Annotated in this window: 17 protein-coding genes; 9 read left to right on the forward strand and 8 right to left on the reverse strand. The window is 68.3% G+C overall.

What is annotated here, in order from left to right; genetic code table 11:
* The first annotated feature begins 40 nt into the window (after positions 1–40).
* Together polA and CA234_RS02325 are read left to right on the forward strand one after the other, a co-directional pair.
* Complete coding sequence (polA, locus tag CA234_RS02320; RefSeq protein ID WP_125973207.1) at positions 41–2,797, forward strand: DNA polymerase I; 2,757 nt, start codon at positions 41–43, stop codon at positions 2,795–2,797.
* Positions 2,794–4,302, forward strand: coding sequence for an oligosaccharide flippase family protein (locus CA234_RS02325; RefSeq protein ID WP_125973210.1), 1,509 nt, complete (start codon positions 2,794–2,796; stop codon positions 4,300–4,302). The genes polA and CA234_RS02325 overlap by 4 nt, the downstream gene beginning before the upstream one ends.
* Before the next feature lie 157 nt (positions 4,303–4,459).
* Here CA234_RS02325 and purH read toward each other — a convergent pair whose 3' ends face one another.
* The 4 genes from purH to CA234_RS02345 all read right to left on the reverse strand — a co-directional run bounded on the left by purH (position 4,460) and on the right by CA234_RS02345 (position 9,864).
* Positions 4,460–6,028, reverse strand: coding sequence for a bifunctional phosphoribosylaminoimidazolecarboxamide formyltransferase/IMP cyclohydrolase (gene purH, locus CA234_RS02330; protein WP_125973212.1), 1,569 nt, complete (start codon positions 6,026–6,028; stop codon positions 4,460–4,462).
* Between the two features lie 40 nt (positions 6,029–6,068).
* Positions 6,069–7,799 carry a heparinase II/III family protein gene (locus CA234_RS02335; RefSeq protein WP_125973214.1) on the reverse strand — a complete coding sequence of 577 codons (1,731 nt, stop codon included), beginning with the start codon at positions 7,797–7,799 and terminating at the stop codon, positions 6,069–6,071.
* Complete coding sequence (rpe, locus tag CA234_RS02340; protein ID WP_125973216.1) at positions 7,796–8,452, reverse strand: ribulose-phosphate 3-epimerase; 657 nt, start codon at positions 8,450–8,452, stop codon at positions 7,796–7,798. Before rpe ends, CA234_RS02335 begins: the two co-directional genes overlap by 4 nt.
* Positions 8,453–8,583: 131 nt before the next feature.
* Positions 8,584–9,864, reverse strand: a complete 1,281-nt coding sequence (locus tag CA234_RS02345) for a transcription antitermination factor NusB (RefSeq protein WP_126000765.1) — start codon at positions 9,862–9,864, stop codon at positions 8,584–8,586.
* A gap of 113 nt (positions 9,865–9,977) precedes the next feature.
* On the opposite strand from CA234_RS02345, the gene CA234_RS02350 reads away from it, so the two are divergent.
* Positions 9,978–10,139, forward strand: coding sequence for a DUF1674 domain-containing protein (locus CA234_RS02350; RefSeq protein ID WP_125973220.1), 162 nt, complete (start codon positions 9,978–9,980; stop codon positions 10,137–10,139).
* Between the two features lie 331 nt (positions 10,140–10,470).
* Here the strand turns inward: CA234_RS02350 and msrA are convergent, their stop codons facing one another.
* The 3 genes from msrA to pabB are packed head-to-tail and all read right to left on the reverse strand — an operon-like array spanning position 10,471 to position 14,197.
* Complete coding sequence (msrA, locus tag CA234_RS02355) at positions 10,471–11,148, reverse strand: peptide-methionine (S)-S-oxide reductase MsrA (protein WP_126000766.1); 678 nt, start codon at positions 11,146–11,148, stop codon at positions 10,471–10,473.
* A 45-nt stretch (positions 11,149–11,193) separates the two neighbouring features.
* Positions 11,194–12,393: a pyridoxal phosphate-dependent aminotransferase gene (locus CA234_RS02360; protein WP_125973224.1), complete on the reverse strand. Its 1,200-nt coding sequence runs from the start codon at positions 12,391–12,393 to the stop codon at positions 11,194–11,196.
* Between the two features lie 34 nt (positions 12,394–12,427).
* The gene (pabB, locus tag CA234_RS02365; RefSeq protein ID WP_206431073.1) at positions 12,428–14,197 is read right to left on the reverse strand and encodes an aminodeoxychorismate synthase component I; all 1,770 of its coding nucleotides are present in this window, start codon (positions 14,195–14,197) and stop codon (positions 12,428–12,430) included.
* Positions 14,198–14,277: 80 nt separating this feature from the next.
* Between pabB and CA234_RS02370 the strand changes: the two genes are divergently transcribed.
* The gene (locus CA234_RS02370; RefSeq protein ID WP_125973226.1) at positions 14,278–14,958 is read left to right on the forward strand and encodes an MBL fold metallo-hydrolase; all 681 of its coding nucleotides are present in this window, start codon (positions 14,278–14,280) and stop codon (positions 14,956–14,958) included.
* A 131-nt stretch (positions 14,959–15,089) separates the two neighbouring features.
* Here the strand turns inward: CA234_RS02370 and CA234_RS02375 are convergent, their stop codons facing one another.
* Positions 15,090–15,491, reverse strand: a complete 402-nt coding sequence (locus tag CA234_RS02375; RefSeq protein ID WP_125973228.1) for an MAPEG family protein — start codon at positions 15,489–15,491, stop codon at positions 15,090–15,092.
* A gap of 202 nt (positions 15,492–15,693) precedes the next feature.
* Between CA234_RS02375 and rpmF the strand changes: the two genes are divergently transcribed.
* The 5 genes from rpmF to CA234_RS02400 all read left to right on the forward strand — a co-directional run bounded on the left by rpmF (position 15,694) and on the right by CA234_RS02400 (position 18,723).
* The gene (rpmF, locus tag CA234_RS02380; protein ID WP_064310610.1) at positions 15,694–15,873 is read left to right on the forward strand and encodes a 50S ribosomal protein L32; all 180 of its coding nucleotides are present in this window, start codon (positions 15,694–15,696) and stop codon (positions 15,871–15,873) included.
* A gap of 41 nt (positions 15,874–15,914) precedes the next feature.
* Positions 15,915–16,946 carry a phosphate acyltransferase PlsX gene (gene plsX / locus CA234_RS02385; protein ID WP_125973230.1) on the forward strand — a complete coding sequence of 344 codons (1,032 nt, stop codon included), beginning with the start codon at positions 15,915–15,917 and terminating at the stop codon, positions 16,944–16,946.
* A 24-nt stretch (positions 16,947–16,970) separates the two neighbouring features.
* Complete coding sequence (locus CA234_RS02390) at positions 16,971–17,942, forward strand: beta-ketoacyl-ACP synthase III (protein WP_125973232.1); 972 nt, start codon at positions 16,971–16,973, stop codon at positions 17,940–17,942.
* A gap of 134 nt (positions 17,943–18,076) precedes the next feature.
* Entirely contained in the window at positions 18,077–18,385 is a 309-nt protein-coding gene (locus CA234_RS02395) for an integration host factor subunit alpha (RefSeq protein ID WP_277600087.1), read from the forward strand.
* A gap of 8 nt (positions 18,386–18,393) precedes the next feature.
* Positions 18,394–18,723: a MerR family transcriptional regulator gene (locus CA234_RS02400; protein ID WP_125973234.1), complete on the forward strand. Its 330-nt coding sequence runs from the start codon at positions 18,394–18,396 to the stop codon at positions 18,721–18,723.
* The last annotated feature ends 126 nt before the right edge of the window (positions 18,724–18,849 follow it).

The raw sequence follows: 18,849 nt of genomic DNA on the forward strand, positions 1-18,849 counted from the left end.
GCGGGATGACGGCGGCGCACCGCGCTGCTATCTCCCGCCCATGCCCCATCTCTATCTCGTCGACGGCTCCAGCTACATCTTCCGCGCCTATCACCGGCTGCCGCCGCTGACCAACAAGCATGGCGAGCCGGTGGGGGCGGTGTACGGCTACACCAGCATGCTGTGGAAGCTCGCCGACGAGCTCCACAAGGCCGATGGGCCCACCCATATGGCGGTGATTCTCGACAAGTCCGAGCATACCTTCCGCAACGAGCTCTACGACCAGTACAAGGCGCACCGCCCGCCGGCGCCGGAAGATCTGGTCCCGCAGTTTCCAATGATCCGCGACGCGACGCGCGCCTTCAGCCTGCCCTGCATCGAGGAGCTGGGCTGGGAGGCCGACGACCTGATCGCCAGCTACACCAAGGCGGCGCTGGCGCAGGGCTGGCAGGTGACGATCGTCAGCTCCGACAAGGACCTGATGCAGCTGATGACGGACCCTTCCGTCGACATGCTCGACACGATGAACAATCGGCGGATGGGGCCCGACGACACGCGCGAAAAGTTCGGCGTCGGCCCGGAGAAGCTCGGCGAAGTGCTCGCGCTGATGGGCGACAGCGTCGACAACGTCCCCGGCGTGCCGGGCGTCGGCCCCAAGACCGCCGCCAAGCTGATCCTCGAACATGGCGATCTCGAATCGGTGCTCGCCGCAGCACCGGGCATGAAGAAGGGCAAGCTGCGCGACAATCTGATCGAGCATGCCGACCTCGCCCGGCTGAGCCACAAGCTTGTCACGCTTGCCTGCGACGTGCCGCTGCCCGAGCCGCTGGAGGCGCTGGAGCTGCAGGGCATCCCCGATGCACCGCTCCGCGCGTTCCTCGAGCATCACGGCTTCAAGACCTTGCTCTCGCGCCTGTCCTCGGTCGCCGATGCGCCGGTGGAGGTGCACGCGGCGCCGGGCGTCGAGGAAGACCCGCCCTGCAACCATGACGGCTACGAGACCGTGACCGACATGGACGCGCTCGATCGCTGGATCACCGCCGCGCGCCACCAGGGCTGGGTGGCGATCGATACCGAGACGAGCGGGCTCGATGCGACCCAGGCTGATCTGGTCGGGGTCAGCATGGCGCTGGCGCCCAACCTCGCCTGCTATGTCCCGCTCGGCCATGGCGGGACGGACATGTTCGCCGAAAAGCCGGTGCAGCTCGACCGCGCCGAGGCGATCGCCCGGCTCAAGCCGCTGCTGGAGGACCCCGCCGTCCTCAAGATCGGCCATAACCTCAAGTACGACATGATCGTGCTCGGCCGCGCCGGCATCCGCGTCGCGCCCTATGACGATACGATCGTGATGAGCTTCGATCTCGATGCCGGGCTGCACGGCCACGGCATGGACGAGCTCGCCGCCACCCATCTCGCGCACAGCTGCATCGCCTATAAGGACGTCGTCGGCACGGGGAAGAGCCAGCTCAGCTTCGGCCAGGTCGATCTCAAGGCCGCGACCCGCTACGCCGCCGAGGATGCCGACGTCACGCTGCGGCTGTGGCGCCGATTGAAGCCCCGGCTCGCCTATGAGAGCGTGACCCGGGTCTATGAGAGCGTCGATCGCCCGCTCGTCGCGGTGCTCGCCGAGATGGAAAGCACCGGCATCAAGGTCGATGCCGGGGTGTTGTCGAAACTCTCCTCCGATTTCGCGCAGCAGATCGCCGCGCTGGAGGAAGAGATTCACGTCATCGCGGGCTTCAAGTTCACCATCGGCAGCCCCAAGCAGCTGGGCGACGTGCTGTTCGACAAGATGGGGATCAAGGGTGGCCGCAAGGGCAAGTCGGGCGTCTATTCGACAGATGTCAACGAGCTGGAGCGCATCGCCGCCGACAAGGATTCTCCCGGCCGCGAGATGGTGCTGAAGGTGCTCGACTGGCGCCAGCTCTCCAAGCTCAAATCGACCTATACCGATGCGCTGCAGGCGCAGATCAACCCGCATACCGGCCGCGTCCACACCAGCTACAGCCTGACCGGCGCGCAGACCGGGCGGCTCTCCTCGACCGATCCCAACCTGCAGAACATTCCGGTGCGCACCGAGACCGGCCGCCAGATTCGCGACGCGTTCGTGGCGGAGCCGGGCAACGTCATCCTCTCGGCCGACTATTCGCAGATCGAGCTGCGGCTGGCTGCGCACATCGCCGACGTGCCGGCGCTGCGCACCGCCTTTGCGAACGGGGACGACATCCACAGCCTGACCGCGATGGAGCTGTTCGGCGAGGTGAACCGCGACACCCGCGGCCGCGCCAAGACGATCAACTTCGCGATCCTGTACGGCATCTCACGCTGGGGCCTCGCGGGCCGGCTCGACGTGACGCCGGACGAGGCGCAGGCGATGATCAACCGCTATTTCGAGCGCTTCCCGGGCATCAACCGCTACATCGCCGACACGCTACGCGAGGCGAAGGAGCGCGGCTACACCACCACCTTGTTCGGCCGGAAGACGCACTTCCCGCGGCTCAAGGCCTCCAACCCCAACGAGCGCGCGGGCAGCGAGCGCGCCGCGATCAACGCGCCGATCCAGGGCACCAGCGCCGACATCATCAAGCGCGCGATGGCGCGGATGGTCCCGGCATTGCGCGAGGCAGGGCTCACCCAAGTCCGCATGCTCCTCCAGGTGCACGACGAACTGGTGTTCGAGCTGCCCGAGGGCGATGTCGAGGCCGCGCGGCCGATCATCGAGCGGGTGATGGCCACCGCTGCCGAACCTGCGATCCAGCTCACCGTGCCGCTGGGCGTGGAGATCGGCGTCGGCCCCAGCTGGGGCGCCGCGCATTGAGCCAGGGGGACGCGTCCAGGGATATCAACGCGCTCGCCAAGGGCGGGCGCACCAACATGCTCGGCTTCATCATCCGGCTGGTCGCCCGGCTGCCGTTCCTGTTCATCGCCGGGCGCTCCTATGGCCCGGAGATCGTCGGGCGGTACGCCATCGCGGTGCTGGTCATCGAGTTCGTCGCGCTGGTGGCGACGCTCGGCCTCAAGCGCGGGCTGGCGCAGGCGCTCTCGAGCACCGACCGCCCGCACACCCATGTCGTATGGGACGCGATGGTCGTTGCCTTTGTCGCGGCGTTGATCGCGAGCGGCGTGATGATCCTGTTCCCACAGGCGCTGTTCCCCAACAGCCCGGTGATGGGGCTCGAGCGGTTCCTGCCGGTGGTGGTGATTGCGATCGCGCTGTCCGACGTGTCGCTGTCCGCGCTTGCCTATCGCCACAATATCGGCGCCTCGGTGACCGCGCGCGCGATCATCGAGCCCTGGACGATCAGCATCGCCGCCTGGGTATTCTCCTTCGTCTCGGCGCGCGACGGGCTGCTGATGGCCTATGTGCTGTCGATGAGCGCGGCGCTGGTTGCCTCGATCGTGCCGTTCGTGCGCGAATATGGCCTGCCGGTGGGCTGGCGGCCGCGGCTGGCGGAGATCTGGGGACTGGCGCGGCGCAACGCGCCGCTGGCGGGGGCCGACGCCATCGAATGGGCGACGCGCAACGTCGATCGCTTCATCCTGGGGCTGCTGTTCGCGCCGTCGGTGGTCGGCATCTACTACATGGCGCAGCAGGTCGCCTCGGTGCCGCAGCGGCTGAAATCGAGCTTCGACCCGATCCTGGGGCCGGTGATCACCCAGAGCCTCGCCGCGGGCGACCGGCCGGCGGTGGCGCGGCAGGTGCGCCAGGTGGGCTTCTGGATCCTCTGCGCGCAGGCGGGGCTTGCGGTAATGTTCTCGATTCCCGCCGAGGGGATTATGGGGCTGCTCGGCCGCGAGTTCGTGATCGGCTCGGCGGTGCTGTGCATCCTGCTGTTCTCGGAAGTGCTCGCCTCGCCCGGCGCGGTGTGCGAGACGGCGTTGGTATATATTGCCAGGCATACCAATTTGGCGATCTCGATCGGCGTTTTGATGCTGCAGATCGCCTTGAGCTTCGTGCTGATCTTCGTGGCGCGGGGACAGGGCTGGTCGGTGCCGGTGCAATCGGCCGCGCCGGCGGTAGCGCTGGCGCTCTCGCTGACGATCGGCTCGGTGGCCAAGGGCCTGCTGCTCCAGGCCAAGCTCGGCGCGCCGGTGGTAAGCATCCGCCCCAGCTTCTTTGCGGCGATGGCAATCGCGGGGCTGGTCGGCGCCGCCTTCACCTCGCTCCCGCACCGCTTTGAATGGGCGGAGATGAGCCTCGGCATGCCGGCGATGCTGCTCACCTTCCTGTTCGTGATCATCCGCTTCGGCTTCGGCCCGGAAGACCGCGCGCTGTTCCGCAAGGTGCCAGCGGCGGAGGCGATGGCCGGCGAGGCGGCGTAAGCGTTTCCTGCCTCGGCGAAGCGGCGGCGGGAATCCATTCGCCCGAACGTCTGGGGAAAGGACCGCCGCCCCAGCGCCAATGGCCCCCCCGCCTTCGTGGGGGTGACGGGTAGGTGTCGCAACGCCGCGCCCCCATCGGAGGCGCGGCGCGTGCGCCTCAGTGCCGGAAGTGGCGCATGCCGGTGAACACCATCGCCAGCCCGGCTTCGTCGGCTGCGGCGATGACTTCGTCGTCGCGGATCGACCCGCCCGGCTGGATCACCGCGGTCGCGCCCGCTTCCACCGCCGCCAGCAGGCCGTCGGCGAAGGGGAAGAAGGCGTCCGACGCCACGGCCGAGCCGATCGTGCGCGGGGTTGCCCAGCCGGCTTTGTCGGCGGCGTCCTTGGCCTTCCAAGCGGCGATGCGGGCGCTTTCCAGCCGGTTCATCTGGCCGGCGCCGATGCCTGCGGTGCTGCCGTCCTTGGCATAGACGATCGCGTTCGACTTCACGTGCTTGGCCACCGTCCAGGCGAACAGGCAGTCGGCCAGTTCCTGCTCGGTCGGCTGGCGCTGGGTGACGACCTTGAGCTGGTCGCGCGTAACGATGCCGTTGTCGCGAGACTGGGCCAGCATGCCCCCGGCGATCGACTTGAGCATCAGGCCGCCGCGTGCCGGATCGGGCAGTTCCCCGGTCAGCAGCAGGCGCAGGTTCTTCTTGGCGGCGAAGATCGCGCGTGCTTCGTCGTCGGCGTCGGGCGCGCAGACCACTTCGGTGAAGATGCCGCTGATCGCCTCCGCCGTGGCGCGATCGAGGGGGCGGTTCACGGCGATGATGCCGCCGAACGCCGAGACGGTGTCGCAGGCGAACGCCGCCGCATAGGCTTCGGCCAGCGTCGCGCCGCTCGCCACGCCGCAGGGGTTGGCGTGCTTGACGATCACCACGGTCGGCGGGCCGTCGCGGAATTCGCTGACCAGCTCGAGCGCGGCGTCGGCGTCGTTGTAATTGTTGTAGCTCAGTTCCTTGCCCTGGAGCTGCCGCGCCTGGGCAATCCCGTCGCCGACGACGCGCTGGGGCACGTACAGGGCCGCCGACTGATGCGGGTTCTCACCATAGCGCAGATCGGCCTGCTTCACGAGCGCGAGCGGCAGCGTTTCGGGCAGAGTCTCGCCCTGGTCGACCGTCGCGAACCAGCGCGCGATGCCCGCATCGTACGCCGCGGTGGCGGCATAGGCCTTGGCGGCGAACTTGCGGCGCTGATCGAGCGTGGTCGTGCCGCCCATCACCAGCGCGTAATCGGCCGGATCGGTGACGATGGCCACCGACTCATGATTCTTCGCGGCCGAGCGCACCATCGACGGGCCGCCGATATCGATATTCTCGATGATCTCGTCGCGATCCGCGCCCTTGGCGACGGTCTGGGCGAAGGGGTAGAGGTTGACCACGACGAGGTCGATCGGCGCGATGTCATGCTCGGCCATCGAGGCCTGGTGCTCGGGATTGTTGCGAACCGAGAGCAGGCCGCCATGCACCTTGGGGTGCAGCGTCTTCACCCGGCCGTCCATCATTTCCGGGAAGCCGGTCAGGTCCGAGATGTCGCGGACCGTGAGGCCTGCGTTACGCAGGGCGGTAGCGGTGCCGCCGGTCGAGACGAGCTCGACGCCCTGGGCAGCCAGAGCCTGGCCGAGTTCGACGATCCCGGTCTTGTCGGAGACCGAGAGGAGCGCGCGGGTGATCTTGATGTCCATGGCCCGCCCCTCTCCTCAATCGGGCGCGCCGGGGCAAGCCCTATTTGGAGCGGTGGAACACCCAGTTGAGGCTGGCGCCGCCGGCGGGCGTCTCGCCGTGGATCACCAGCTGCTGGGTGCCATGCGGACGGCCGCGCGCGTCGATCCACAGGCTCTCCTCGATCGCCAGCGTGCCGCCCTTGGCGCGGAACTGCCAGAGCATGCCCGAGGCGGTGCGCAGGATCGCGCCATGCCCGTCGGCGGTGGGCGAGGCCTCGACCTGCGGGGCGAGGTGGAAGCGCACCGCAAAGGGCTTGGAGTCGATGCGGCGTTTGCCCGCGGGGAGCAATAGATCCTCGCCGCGCAGGTCGCGCCCGTCGTGCGACAGGGTCAGCTCGCGGCGGTGGAGCAGGCCGAAGCGGCGGACATAGCCGTCTTGCGCCGCTTCGATGCGGCTAGCGTGTTCGGTCTCCTGGCGCACCAGCTCGACTTCACTCACCCCGCGGCCGAGCGTGCCGTCGGCATGGATCGCGGTGGAGTTGCTGTCGTCGAGCGTCAGCGTCGAATGCGCTGCGGTGGTGCGCAGGCCTTGGACCAGCTCGGCGGGCAGGCGGGCATCGGCGGCGCGGCTGCCGCCGCAATTGACGACGATCCGGTCCGCGCCGTCCGAAAGCTCGAAGGCCAGGGTGGAGGCGCAGCCGGTCTGGGCGACACGGGCGTCAGGCGGGGGCGCGGCGTCGAGGATCAGCACCGTGCCGGCACACGAAAGGCGCTGATAGCCCCAGTCGCGCGCCTGCTTCAGCGGGCGGGTGCGCACGCCGGTCGCCTCGATCACCTGCTCGATCCACTCGCCGCTTACCGGCGCGCAGCCCTGCCAGCTGGAGAGCCCGCCATCGCCGTGGCAGACGCCGAGCAGCGCCGCGACCATCCGGTTGAGCGCGCCGAGCACGAAGGCGGGCGGTTCGATGCGGCGGGCGGCATAGGTCTCGCACAGCAGAGTGATCAGCTGGATCGCGTCGAGCTGGCCGTCCGGCGAGCGGCCGACGGTGCCGCCATCCTCATAGACCGAGGCGGTGATCGCGCGGTTGAGCCCCGCCTCAGCAAAGGCGCGGCGCGGATCGCCGCCCGGCAGCACCAGCCCCGCGACGGTCAGGCCTGCCCAGGCCGCCAGCCGGGGGACACCCGCCGGCACCTTGTCGGCACTACGGTCGAGATGGCGGGCACCGCGCGCCAGCGCGTGCATCACGCCCGAGCGATAGACCTGGTCGGTGGAGGAGAGGATCAGCGGCGCATGCGCCACCCAGGCGAGGATGCGCCGCCCGACCAGATCGGGGCGCCAGGCGGGGTCCGCGACCTGTTCGCCATGCACCTTGAGCCAGCGGCGCATCAGGTCTTCGGCGATCGGCGCGCCCTGCTGCCGTGTGGCGACGCTGGACAGGTCGCGCAGCCAGGCGAATCCCTGGAGATGCTGGGTGAAGGCGGGCGACCAGTCGGGCTTGGCGAAATCGAGCGTCTCGATTGGCCGCACCTCCCCGCAGAGCCGCAGTTCGCCGTCGAGCAGCGCGTTGCCGCGCTGCGGATCGCCGAAGAACGGATCGTCGGCGGCGGTGAGCAGCTTGAGCGGGTGCCGGCCCTTCAGCCGCATCGCATAAAAGGGGGAGCGCCAGGCGAGCCGCTGGAAGCGATCGGCGATCCGGTCAGCCAGCGAAAGGCCGCGGTCGCCGCCTACCCGGATCAGCCGCTTGCCTTCCTCGACTCCGTCGGCCGCGGAGTCCGGCGTCAGGTCGTTCAAGCCCCGCGCAGCGCCGCGATATTGGCGGCGTATTGGGTCGGACCGCCGGTGAAGGTCGCGGTGCCCGCGACCAGCGCGTTGGCGCCGGCGGCGATCGCCTTGGGCGCGGTTTCGCGGTCGATGCCGCCATCGACTTCGAGGTCGATGGCGCGGCCGCTCGCCTCGATCCGGCGGCGCAGCTCGGTGATCTTGGGCAGCTGGCTCTCGATGAACTTCTGCCCGCCAAAGCCCGGGTTGACGCTCATCACCAGGATCAGGTCGACCAGGTCCATCACATAATCGACCGCGTCCACCGGCGTGGACGGGTTGAGCACCACGCCGGCGCGCTTGCCGAGCGCCTTGATCGTCTGGAGCGTGCGGTGGAGATGCGGGCCCGCCTCGGGGTGCACCGAGATCGTGTCTGCACCGGCCTCGGCGAAAGCGGCGAGCATCGGATCGACGGGCGTGATCATCAGGTGCACGTCGAAGTTCTTCGCCGAGTGCGGGCGCAGCGCCTTCACCACGGCGGGGCCGATGGTGATGTTGGGCACGAAATGCCCGTCCATCACGTCGACATGGATCCAGTCGGCGCCGGCGGCGTCGATGGCGCGGACTTCCTCGCCGAGCCGTGCGAAATCGGCCGAGAGGATCGAGGGGGCGATGCGGACGGACATGATCGTCTCCTAGGGAAAGGGCGAGTCGGGTGCAACCGGAGGGGGCGGGTGCCCACGGGTTGCGCACCGCTTCTCCACAGACTTATCCACAGCTTGCTGCGCAACCGGGACGAAGGGCGCCGGACGTGCGATCAGCGGCGGCGGAAGCGGGCGATGAAGAAGCCGTCGAGCCCGCCTTGCTCGGCCAGCATGCCCGGCAGGACGCGCACCGAGCCGTCCTCGCGCGGCGAAATACCGGCGGGAAGCTCGTCCGCGGTCGCGGGCACCAGCGTGAACTCGGGATGGGCGGCGAGGAAGGGGGCGAGATGGGCTTCGCCTTCCTTCGCCTCGAGCGAGCAGGTGGCGAAGACCAGCGTGCCGCCCGGCTTCACCCAGCCCGCGGCGCGGTCTAGCAGCTTGGCCTGGAGCTCGGCCATCTCGGCGATCAGCGAAGGCCGAACGCGGTGGAGCACGTCCGGATGGCGGCGGAAGATGCCGGTGGCGCTGCACGGCGCGTCGAGCAGCACCGCATCGGCGGGGGCGGCGGGGCTCCAGGTGAGCAGATCGGCGGTGACGATCTGCGCCGACAGCCCGGTGCGCTCCAGATTTTCGCGGAGACGGGCGAGGCGGTTCTCGGCGACGTCGACCGCGGTCACCTGCCAGCCGGCGGCAGCGAGCTGGAGCGTCTTGCCGCCGGGGGCGGCGCAGAGGTCGAGCGCGGTGCCTTCCCCCTTGCCGATCAACCGGGCGGGGATCGAGGCGGCGAGGTCCTGCACCCACCAGTCGCCCTCGGCGAAGCCGGGCAGCTCGGGGACGCTGGTGCCGGGCTCGAGCCGGGCGTGGCGCGGCGCGAGGCTGGTCGCGCCGGGGACGGTCACGCCATCGGTCTTGAGGCTGAGGTCGAGCGGCGGCGGGGAGGCGATGGCTTCGCAGGCGGCCTGCACCATCGCATCGCCCCAGAGCGCCTGCCAGCGCAGCGCCACCGGATCGGGGAGCATCGGCAGGTCGGGCAGCGTGGCGTTGCCGCGCATCAGCGTGCCGAACACGCCATGGACCAGCTTGCGCGGGCCGCCATCGACCAGCGGCAGCACCGTCGAAATGGCGGCATGGCCGGGGGTGCCGAGCGCGATGGCCTGGACCAGCGCGATGCGCAGCGCAAAGCGCGCCTTGGCGTCGTCGGGCAGGCGCTGGCGGGTGGCGGAATCGATCAGCGCATCGAGATCGGGCAGGCGGCGCAGCGCCTCGGCGGCGATGGCATGGGCTAGGCCGCGGTCGTTGGGTGCCAGGCCTTGCGCGGCGGAGTCGAGCGCCTGTTCGAGCGCGAGGCCGCGGCGCAGCACGGCGTCGAGCAGCTTGAGCGCGGCGCGGCGAGCGGGGACGCCGGGGGCGTCGGGCTCGCGCTCGGCGAAGCGGCGGGTGTTCGGGCGGGTCATGGTCAGCGCACGCCCTTTGAAAGTTCTGCTCGTTCGTACGCTACCCAAGGGTTCACTTGACCATGCTCCTTCGCGGGCCGACATGGGCCGGGCAACCAAGGAAGGCAATCCCGATGGGCAAGCGACCCGACCATGTGCAGCCCCCGGCCTATCTCTCCAAGAGCCCGCCGGTGCCCAAGCCCGAACCGATGCAGCGGCCCGACAAGGACCCGCTGGAGAAGGATCCCGTCCGCTATGGCGACTGGGAGCTGAAGGGCATCGCGATCGATTTTTGAGGGCGGCGCGGGCTGCGAAGTTTAGGAAGTTTAGGTTCGTGCGGGTTTTCAGCCGGGCTGAAGTTTACGAAGTTTAGGCTTGTGCGCGATTCCCGCTCGGGAATTTCTGGCCAAGTGTGGCGCTGAAGAAGCTGCCTCGTCAACCGGCCGTCATCCCGGCGAAAGCCGGGATCCATTCGCCGCTCGCTAGGAGCAAGAGCCGCTGCGTAGACCCCAATGGATCCCGGCTTTCGCCGGGATGACGATGCTGTTCGCGACAGCGCCGTGAATCCGACACTTCAAAGAGCCTGCCGAACATAGCAGGAACTTTGCCTGTAGGGCAGATGCCCGATCAGTGCGCCAGCTGGGGGTAGGTCGAGCGGAACGCGGCGACCTTGGGCTGGTCCCAGCGCATGATGTACGGGTGCGTCGGGTGCTTCCAGAAGAAGTCCTGGTGGTACTCCTCGGCCGGATAGAAGCCGCCGGTCTCCAGCTTGGTCGTGATCGGCTTGGCGAACGCCTTGGCCTGGCTCAGCTGGGCGATATAGGCCCCGGCGATGCGACGCTGCTCGGCGGTCTGCGGGAAGATCGCGCTGCGATAGCTGGGGCCGCGATCGGGGCCTTGTCCGCCCTTCTGGGTGGGATCGTGCGCCACCGAGAAGAAGACGCGGAGCAGCGTGCCGTAGCTGACGCGGATGGGATCATAGACCACCTTCACCGCCTCGGCGTGCCCCGTATTCTCGTTCTTGACCTGGTCGTAGGTGGCGGTCGCCGCGGTGCCGCCGGCATAGCCGTTGGTGACGGACTGGACACCCTTCACCGACTGGAACACGGCTTCCATGCCCCAGAAGCAGCCGCCGGCGAATATCGCGGTCTGCGGCTTCTTCGCCTTGGCAACGTCGACGGCGGGCACTGGCACCGCGACCGCCTTTACCTTCTCGATGGGGATGCCACCTGCGGCGACCAGCAGCAGGGCGCCGCCGGCGAGGCCGGCGAGGGAGAGCGGGAGCTTCAACGTGCTTCGGATCATGATACCCCCATATAGGGAAGAAGAAGCCCCCGCGTTACAGGTCCCTTAGCGCAGCTCGGCGCAGGCCGTCTGGATGCGGGTGCAGGCTTCCCGGAGCAGCGCCTCGGAGGTCGCATAGCTGATCCGCATCGCCGGCGACAGGCCGAAGGCCGCGCCGTGCACCGCCGCCACGCGGGCGTCGTCGAGGAAATAGCCGATCATGTCCTCGTCGGTGGCGATCACCTTGCCCTTGGGCGTGGTCTTGCCGATCAGCGCGCTGAACTCGGGATAGACGTAGAAGGCGCCTTCCGGGGTCGGGCAGTGCATGCCGTCGATCGCGTTGAGCATGCCGACGACGAGGTCACGGCGCGTCTGGAAGGCGGCGGCGCGGTCCTTGAGGAAGCTCTGGTCGCCGGTCAGCGCCGCGACGGCCGCCGCCTGGGCGATCGAGCATGGGTTCGAGGTCGACTGCGACTGGAGCTTGGCGATCGCCTTGATCAGCGGCGCCGGGCCGCCGGCAAAGCCGATGCGCCAGCCGGTCATCGCATAGGCCTTGGAGCAGCCGTTCACGGTGAGCGTACGCTCGTAGAGCGACGGGCAGACCTGCGCGATCGTTGCGAATTCGAAGCCGTCGTACAGGATGTGCTCGTACATGTCGTCGGCGAACACCCAGACATGCGGGTGGCGCTCGATCACCTCGCCCAGCGCCTTGAGTTCGGCGGCCGAATAGGCGGCGCCGGTGGGGTTGGACGGCGAGTTGAGGATCACCCACTTGGTCTTGGGGGTGATCGCGGCCTCGAGCTGCTCGGGCGTGATCTTGTAGTTCTGCTCGGCACCGGCAGCGATGAACACCGGCGTGCCGCCCGCAAACTGGATTACGTCAGGATAGCTGACCCAATAGGGCGCCGGCACGATCACTTCGTCGCCGGCTTCCACGGTGGCGACGATCGCGTTGAACAGCGTGTGCTTGCCGCCGACGTTGATCGTGATCTGCTGCGCGGTGTAGTCCAGGCCGTTGTCGCGCTTGAACTTCTGGATCACCGCGTCCTTCAGCTCGGGCGTGCCGTCGACGTTCGTATACTTGGTCTTGCCGTCGCGGATCGCCTGGATCGCGGCTTCCTTGACGAAGTCGGGCGTATCGAAATCGGGCTCGCCGGCGCCCAGGCCGATCACGTCGACACCGGCACGCTTCAGCTCGAACACGCGGCTGGTCATGGCGAGCGTGGCGGAGGGCTGGATGCGCTGGAGCGCGGCGGAGGTCTGCATGAGTCTAGACGCCTTTTCCGGGGAAGATGCGCGCCTATAGGTCCGCTTCGGCGCCTTCCGCAACTGTAACGGCTGCAACCAGTCCGCGCAGCGCATTGCCGAGCAGGAAGCCGCCTGCGAGATCCTCGGGGCGGAGGTCGCCCTCCACCGCGCGGCCGCTGGCGAGCAGCTCGGCGCGGAGCACGCCGGGGAGCAGCCCGCGGGATAGCGGCGGGGTGACCAGCACGCCGTCGCGTTCGACGAACAGCGCGGTGAAGCTGCCTTCGGTCAGATAGCCCTCGGCATCGGTGAACACCACTTCCCAGGTGCCGGCAGCGCGGCGCGGTTCGTCGTAGAGCGTCCGGCGGGTGGTCTTGTGCGCGAGGCGGAAATCGTCGCGCGGCACCGAATGGGGTACGATCCGGACCTTTACCGGCCCGGGTGGCGGGGCCGGGGGCGGCGAGATGCCGATCGCTACCGCGCCCGAGGGGCCGAGCAGCAGCCGCACCTTGGCGGCATCGCGCAGGCGGAAGGTGGCGGCCTGCAGTTCGTTGCGGACAACATGGCGGTCGAACGGGAAGCCGAAGGTCGCGGCGCTGTCGCGGATTCGCTCGAGATGGCGCTCGAGCAGGAGGATGCCGTCCTCGGGATCGAAGCGCATCGTCTCGATCAGGTCGAAGCCCGGTTCACCCATCGTCACGAACGCCCCCTTGGCGCGGCATTCCGCCCATTCGCTGTCGGCGCGGGAGTCGGCGACGATTCCCGAACCGAGGCCGAGGCTCGCTCGCCCGGCCGCATCGATGGCCAAAGTGCGGATCGCGACGTTGAATTCGGCCCCACCATCGGCATCGATCCTCCCTATCGAACCCGTATAGACGCCACGCGCGCTGGGTTCGACTTCGGCGATAACCTGCATTGCACGGATCTTCGGCGCGCCGGTCACCGATCCGCAGGGGAACAACGCGGCGAGGGCGTCGACGGCTCCGAGGCCTTGGTCGAGGCGCGCGGTGACCGTCGAGGTCATCTGGTGGACGGTGGGATAGGTCTCGACCTGGAAGAGCTGGGGCACCGCGACGCTGCCGGGCTGCGCGACGCGACCGAGATCGTTGCGCATCAGATCGACGATCATCAGGTTTTCGGCGCGCTGCTTGGGGTCCTCCGCCAGTTCCCGGGCGAGGGCGGCGTCGATCGCGGGATCGGGGTCGCGCGGTGCGGTGCCCTTCATCGGGCGCGCGGTGAGGATGCCGTCCTGCAGCGTGAAGAAGAGTTCGGGCGAGAGGCTGAGCAGCCATTGCTCCCCTGTCGCGACCAGCGCGCCGTGCCCGGCGGCGGCGCGGGCGCGGAGCAGGGCGTAGAGCGCGGCGGGGTGGCCGGCGACCGGCGCTTCGGCGCGGAAGGTGAGGTTGGCCTGATAGATGTCGCCGGCTTCTATATAAGAGAGCACGCGCGCGAGGGCGGCATCATAGGCGGCGCGGTCGAGCAGCGGGCGGGGGCGCCCGGCCCAGGCGCCGGCGGAATCGGGGAGCAGCGCGGGCACCTCGTTCGCCGCGAGGCGCCGGTGGCCGCGGAACAGGCCGAACCAGAGCAGCGGGCCGCCCGTCGCGCGCGCGGGCGCGGCGGGTTCGAGCGCGGCGCCGGCTTCATAGGCGAGCCAGCCGGCGGCATCGAGGCCCTCCGCCGCCGCGCTGCGCAGCCGGTCGAGCGCGGGGGCGACGTCTTCCAGCCGGTGGGCGACGACGATCTCGACGGGATCGACATAGAGTCTCGCGCCGCGCCCATCGGCGCGCGCGTCGTCGAGCAGGACGAAGGGGGGACGCAAAACCATCAGCCCGCTGGAATGCAGAGCCGCGCCGCCAAGGGCAAGCCTTGGTTGCCGCGCGCGCGCCCGCGGGGTAGCGAGGGAGCATGGCTTCCGATCCCAACGCCGCCCAGCCGCCGCTTCGTGCGGCGATCGTGCCCGTCACCCCGCTCCAGCAGAACTGCACCCTGCTGTGGTGCACCAGGACGATGCGCGGTGCCTTCGTCGATCCGGGCGGCGATCTCGACCGGCTGCGCGCGGCGGCGACCCAGCACGGCGTCACGATCGAGAAGCTGCTGATCACCCATGGCCATATCGACCATTGCGGCTCGGCCGGCATCTTCGCCGAGGAACTGGGCGTGCCGATCGAAGGGCCGCACGAGGCCGACCGCTACTGGATCGCGCGGCTGGAGGATGACGGCCGCGCCTATCGCGTCCCCGGCAAGCCGTTCGAGCCGGATCGCTGGCTGGAGCAGGGCGACCAGGTGACGGTGGGCGAGCTGGTGCTCGACGTCTACCACTGCCCTGGGCACACGCCGGGGCATGTCGTGTTCCACCATCCCGAATCGCGGCTGGCAATTGTCGGCGACGTGCTGTTCCAGGGATCGATCGGGCGGACCGACTTTCCGCTTGGGAATCATCAGGACCTGATCGACGCGATCACCACCCGGCTCTGGCCGCTGGGGGACGAGACGGTGTTCGTCCCCGGCCACGGCCAGCCGAGCAATTTCGGCCAGGAACGGCGCACCAACCCGTTCGTCGCCGATTCGGTGCTGGCGCAGGCGTGAATCGACGCACCTGTTAAATGGTCGTCATCCCGGCGGAAGCCGGGATCCAGTCGCCACGCGGTCGCAGCAGGAGCCGGAACGGAAACCCCAATGGATCCCGGCTTTCGCCGGGATGACGGCGAAGGGTGCGGTCAATGCAGCGGGTTCGACCCCGTGTAGCCGAGCCATGCTGCGTAGAGGCCGAGACCGGCGAGGGTGAGGAAGGTGATTCCCGCACCGATCGCGCGGCCGGGCTTCCAGCCGTCCATGCCGAAGCCGTGCAGCACGCGGCCGAGCAGATACACCGCGGCGATCACCCACAGATAGAGTCGCGTGCCCTGCGCCAGCTCGATCAGGCCGATCAGGATCAGGATGAAGGGCGTATATTCGACGAAATTCATCTGCGCGCGCATGCGCGCGAGGAGGCGGGGGCTGCCGCCGTCGCCGGTCAGCACCTTGTCGGCATGGCGCAGCTGGATGACGCGAATCGCCAGCCACAGGTTGAGCAGCGCCGCGGCGCCCGCGCTGGTGAGTGTAACCGGCAGAAAAAACATGCGTGTCCCCCTGAAACCAAGGTGGCAAGCCCTGCCACGTGCGGCTTCTGCTTGCAACGCGGACGAGAATCGCTATACGCGCGGGCTCGCTTCGTGACCTGTCCGCTGGTCCGGCGAGCGGCCGGCCTAGCCGTCGCTTGCCTGAACTACCCTGTGGGCGTATCGCGACTTATTGATTCATTAGCTTGTTGAAGGTGCCGAAATGGCCGTTCCTAAGAGAAAGACCTCGCCGTCGAAGCGCGGCATGCGTCGGTCGCACGATTCGCTGACCGTCGAATCGTTCCAGGAGTGCCCGAACTGCGGCGAACTCAAGCGTCCGCACAACCTGTGCAACGCGTGCGGCCACTATAACGGCCGCGAAATCGTTTCGGTCGAGGGCTGAACGACGTTTCGCAACGAGGGCCGCAACGGGGGGTTGCCGGTATGACTGTTCCCTCGCGGATCGCCGTCGATGCAATGGGCGGCGATGAGGGGGTCGCCGTCATGCTCGCCGGCGCCGCACGTGCACGTCGCCGCTTCGAGGGGATGGAGTTCCTTCTCGTCGGCGACGAGTCGCGCATTCGCGACGGCCTGAAGGCGCATCCGAATCTGGCAGCCGCGTCGGAGATCGTCCACGCGGCCGAAATCGTTGCGTCCGATGCCAAGCCGAGCCAGGCGATCCGCCGCGCCAAAACCACCTCGATGGGAATCGCCATCGATCTGGTGAAGCAGGGGCGTGCCGGTGCGGCCGTGTCCTCGGGCAATACCGGCGCGCTGATGGCGATGGCCAAGCTGTCGCTCCGCACCATGGCGGGGATCGACCGTCCCGCGCTCGCCGCTTTGCTGCCGTCGCTCGGCGACAACGACACGGTGATGCTCGATCTCGGCGCCAACACCGAGGTGGACGAGCGCAATCTCGTCCAGTTCGCGGTGATGGGTGCGGCGTATGCGCGCACCGCGCTCGATCTCGCGCGCCCGCGCGTGGCGCTGCTCAACATCGGCACCGAAGAGATGAAGGGCACCGACAGCATCCGCGATGCTGCCGCCCAGCTCCGCGCGGCCAAGCATCTCCCGCTCGACTTCACCGGCTTCATTGAAGGCAACCGGCTGTCGCGCGGCGATGTCGACGTGATCGTCTGCGACGGTTTCTCGGGCAATATCGCGCTCAAGACGGCCGAAGGCACCGCGCGCTTCGTCGCTGACCTGCTCCGCCGCGCGTTCAGTTCCTCGCTGCGCTCCAAGGTCGGTTTCCTGATCTCGAAGCCAGCGACCGACCTGCTGCGCCACCATCTCGACCCGAACAACCATAATGGTGCCGTTTTCCTAGGGCTGAACGGCATCGTCGTGAAGAGCCATGGCGGCGCGAACGAAGTCGGCGTGGATACCGCGATCGGCTTCGCCGCCAAGATGGTGCGCGACGAACTGACCCGGCGTATTGCCGAGGATCTGGGGAACTTCGAGGCCAAGGCCGCGTAGGAAGACGGGATAAGAAGGGGTCGCATGACCGTACGTTCGGTGATTCTCGGTACGGGTTCGGCCCTGCCGGCGCAGCGTGTTTCCAACGCGGAGCTGGCGGAGCGCGTCGATACCAGCGACGAATGGATCGTCGAGCGGACCGGCATCCGCTTCCGCCACATTGCGGGACCGGACGAGACCACCGGCACGCTGGCCACCGATGCCGCGCGCGCGGCGCTGGAATCGTCGGGTGTCCAGGCGTCCTCGATCGATCTGATCGTGCTGGCCACCGCCACGCCGGACCAGACCTTCCCCGCCACCGCCACGCGCGTGCAAAACGCGCTCGGCATCCTCGATTGCGTCGCCTTCGACGTGGCGGCGGTGTGCTCGGGTTTCCTCTACGCGGTGCAGGTCGCCGATTCGATGTTGCGCGCGGGCGTGCACCGCCGCGCATTGGTGATCGGCGCCGAGACGTTCAGCCGACTGCTCGATTGGGAAGACCGCACCACCTGCGTGCTGTTCGGTGACGGCGCCGGCGCGATCGTGCTGGAGGCGCAGGATACGGAGGGCGAGACGCCGCAAGGTATCCTCTCCACCAAGCTCCACGCCGACGGCCGCTACAACGACCTTCTCTATGTGGATGGCGGCGTGTCGACCACCGGCACCGTCGGCAAGCTGCGGATGAAGGGGCGCGAGGTGTTCCGCCACGCCGTCGTCAATCTTGCCTCCGTGATGAACGAATCGCTGGCGATGGCCGGCCTGCAGCCCAGCGATGTCGACTGGGTGGTGCCGCACCAGGCCAACGCCCGCATCCTCGATGCGACCGCGCGCAAGCTCGACCTGGCGCCCGAGAAGGTGATCGTGACGGTCGATCGCCATGCCAATACTTCGGCCGCTTCGGTGCCGCTAGCACTTGATGCTGCGGTGCGGGACGGACGCATCCAACGCGGTGACCTACTCGTTTTGGAAGCGATGGGCGGCGGGTTCACCTGGGGTGCAGCCGTCGTCCGCTTCTAGGTGGTACGGGCGGTATCCCCATTTTGGACGAATTACGTGTTTTTCCAGAATATGTCTGAGGCGTTACCAGCGCTTCAAGATCATTCTTGATAGCGCGTAACAATCTGATACGGGTACCCCAGTACACGAAAGGAATTGCCGGAATGAATGCTGCGGGAACGCTGACCAGGGCAGACTTGGCCGAGTCGCTGCATCGCGAAGTGGGGCTGTCGCGCGCCGACGCCTCGCGGATCGTCGAGCAGATCCTGAAGCACATGTGCGAGGCACTGGCGAAGGGCGAGAATGTGAAGATCTCGGGCTTCGGCAGCTTCGTGCTGCGGGACAAGGGCGAGCGGGTCGGCCGCAATCCCAAGACCGGGGTCGAGGTGCCGATCGCACCGCGCCGCGTGCTCACCTTCCGTGCCAGCCAGATGATGCGCGACCGCATCGTCTCAGCCCGCTGAGGCCCGCGATGCCGGCGACCGAAAAGGCCGCCGGTGCGTTGCGGACCATAGGTGAGCTCGCCGCTGAAATCGGCAGGCCGCAGCATATCTTGCGCTATTGGGAAACGCGGTTTCCCCAGCTGAAGCCACTCACCCGTGCGGGCAACCGCCGGTATTACCGACCCGATGACGTGGCGCTCGTGCGCCGCATCCACCATCTCCTCAGCGAGGAGGGCTACACCATCCGCGGCGTGCAGAAGCTGCTGGCGGAAGAGAAAGCGGCACGCGGCCGAAGCAAGGCCGCCGAGCTGCAGGCGATCCGGGACTCGCTGTCCGACGCCCTGGAAGAAGATCGCTGAGATCGAGGGTGCGTCGAAGGCGGCGTACCCTTTTCCCCGCACGTCATCCCGGCGAAAGCCGGGATCCAGTCGCCTCTAGCTATCCGCAAGCGCCGATCGGGAGGCCCCAATGGATCCCGGCTTTCG

Source organism: Sphingomonas sp. ABOLE (assembly GCF_003950455.1).
GTDB classification, from domain to species: domain Bacteria; phylum Pseudomonadota; class Alphaproteobacteria; order Sphingomonadales; family Sphingomonadaceae; genus Sphingomonas; species Sphingomonas trueperi.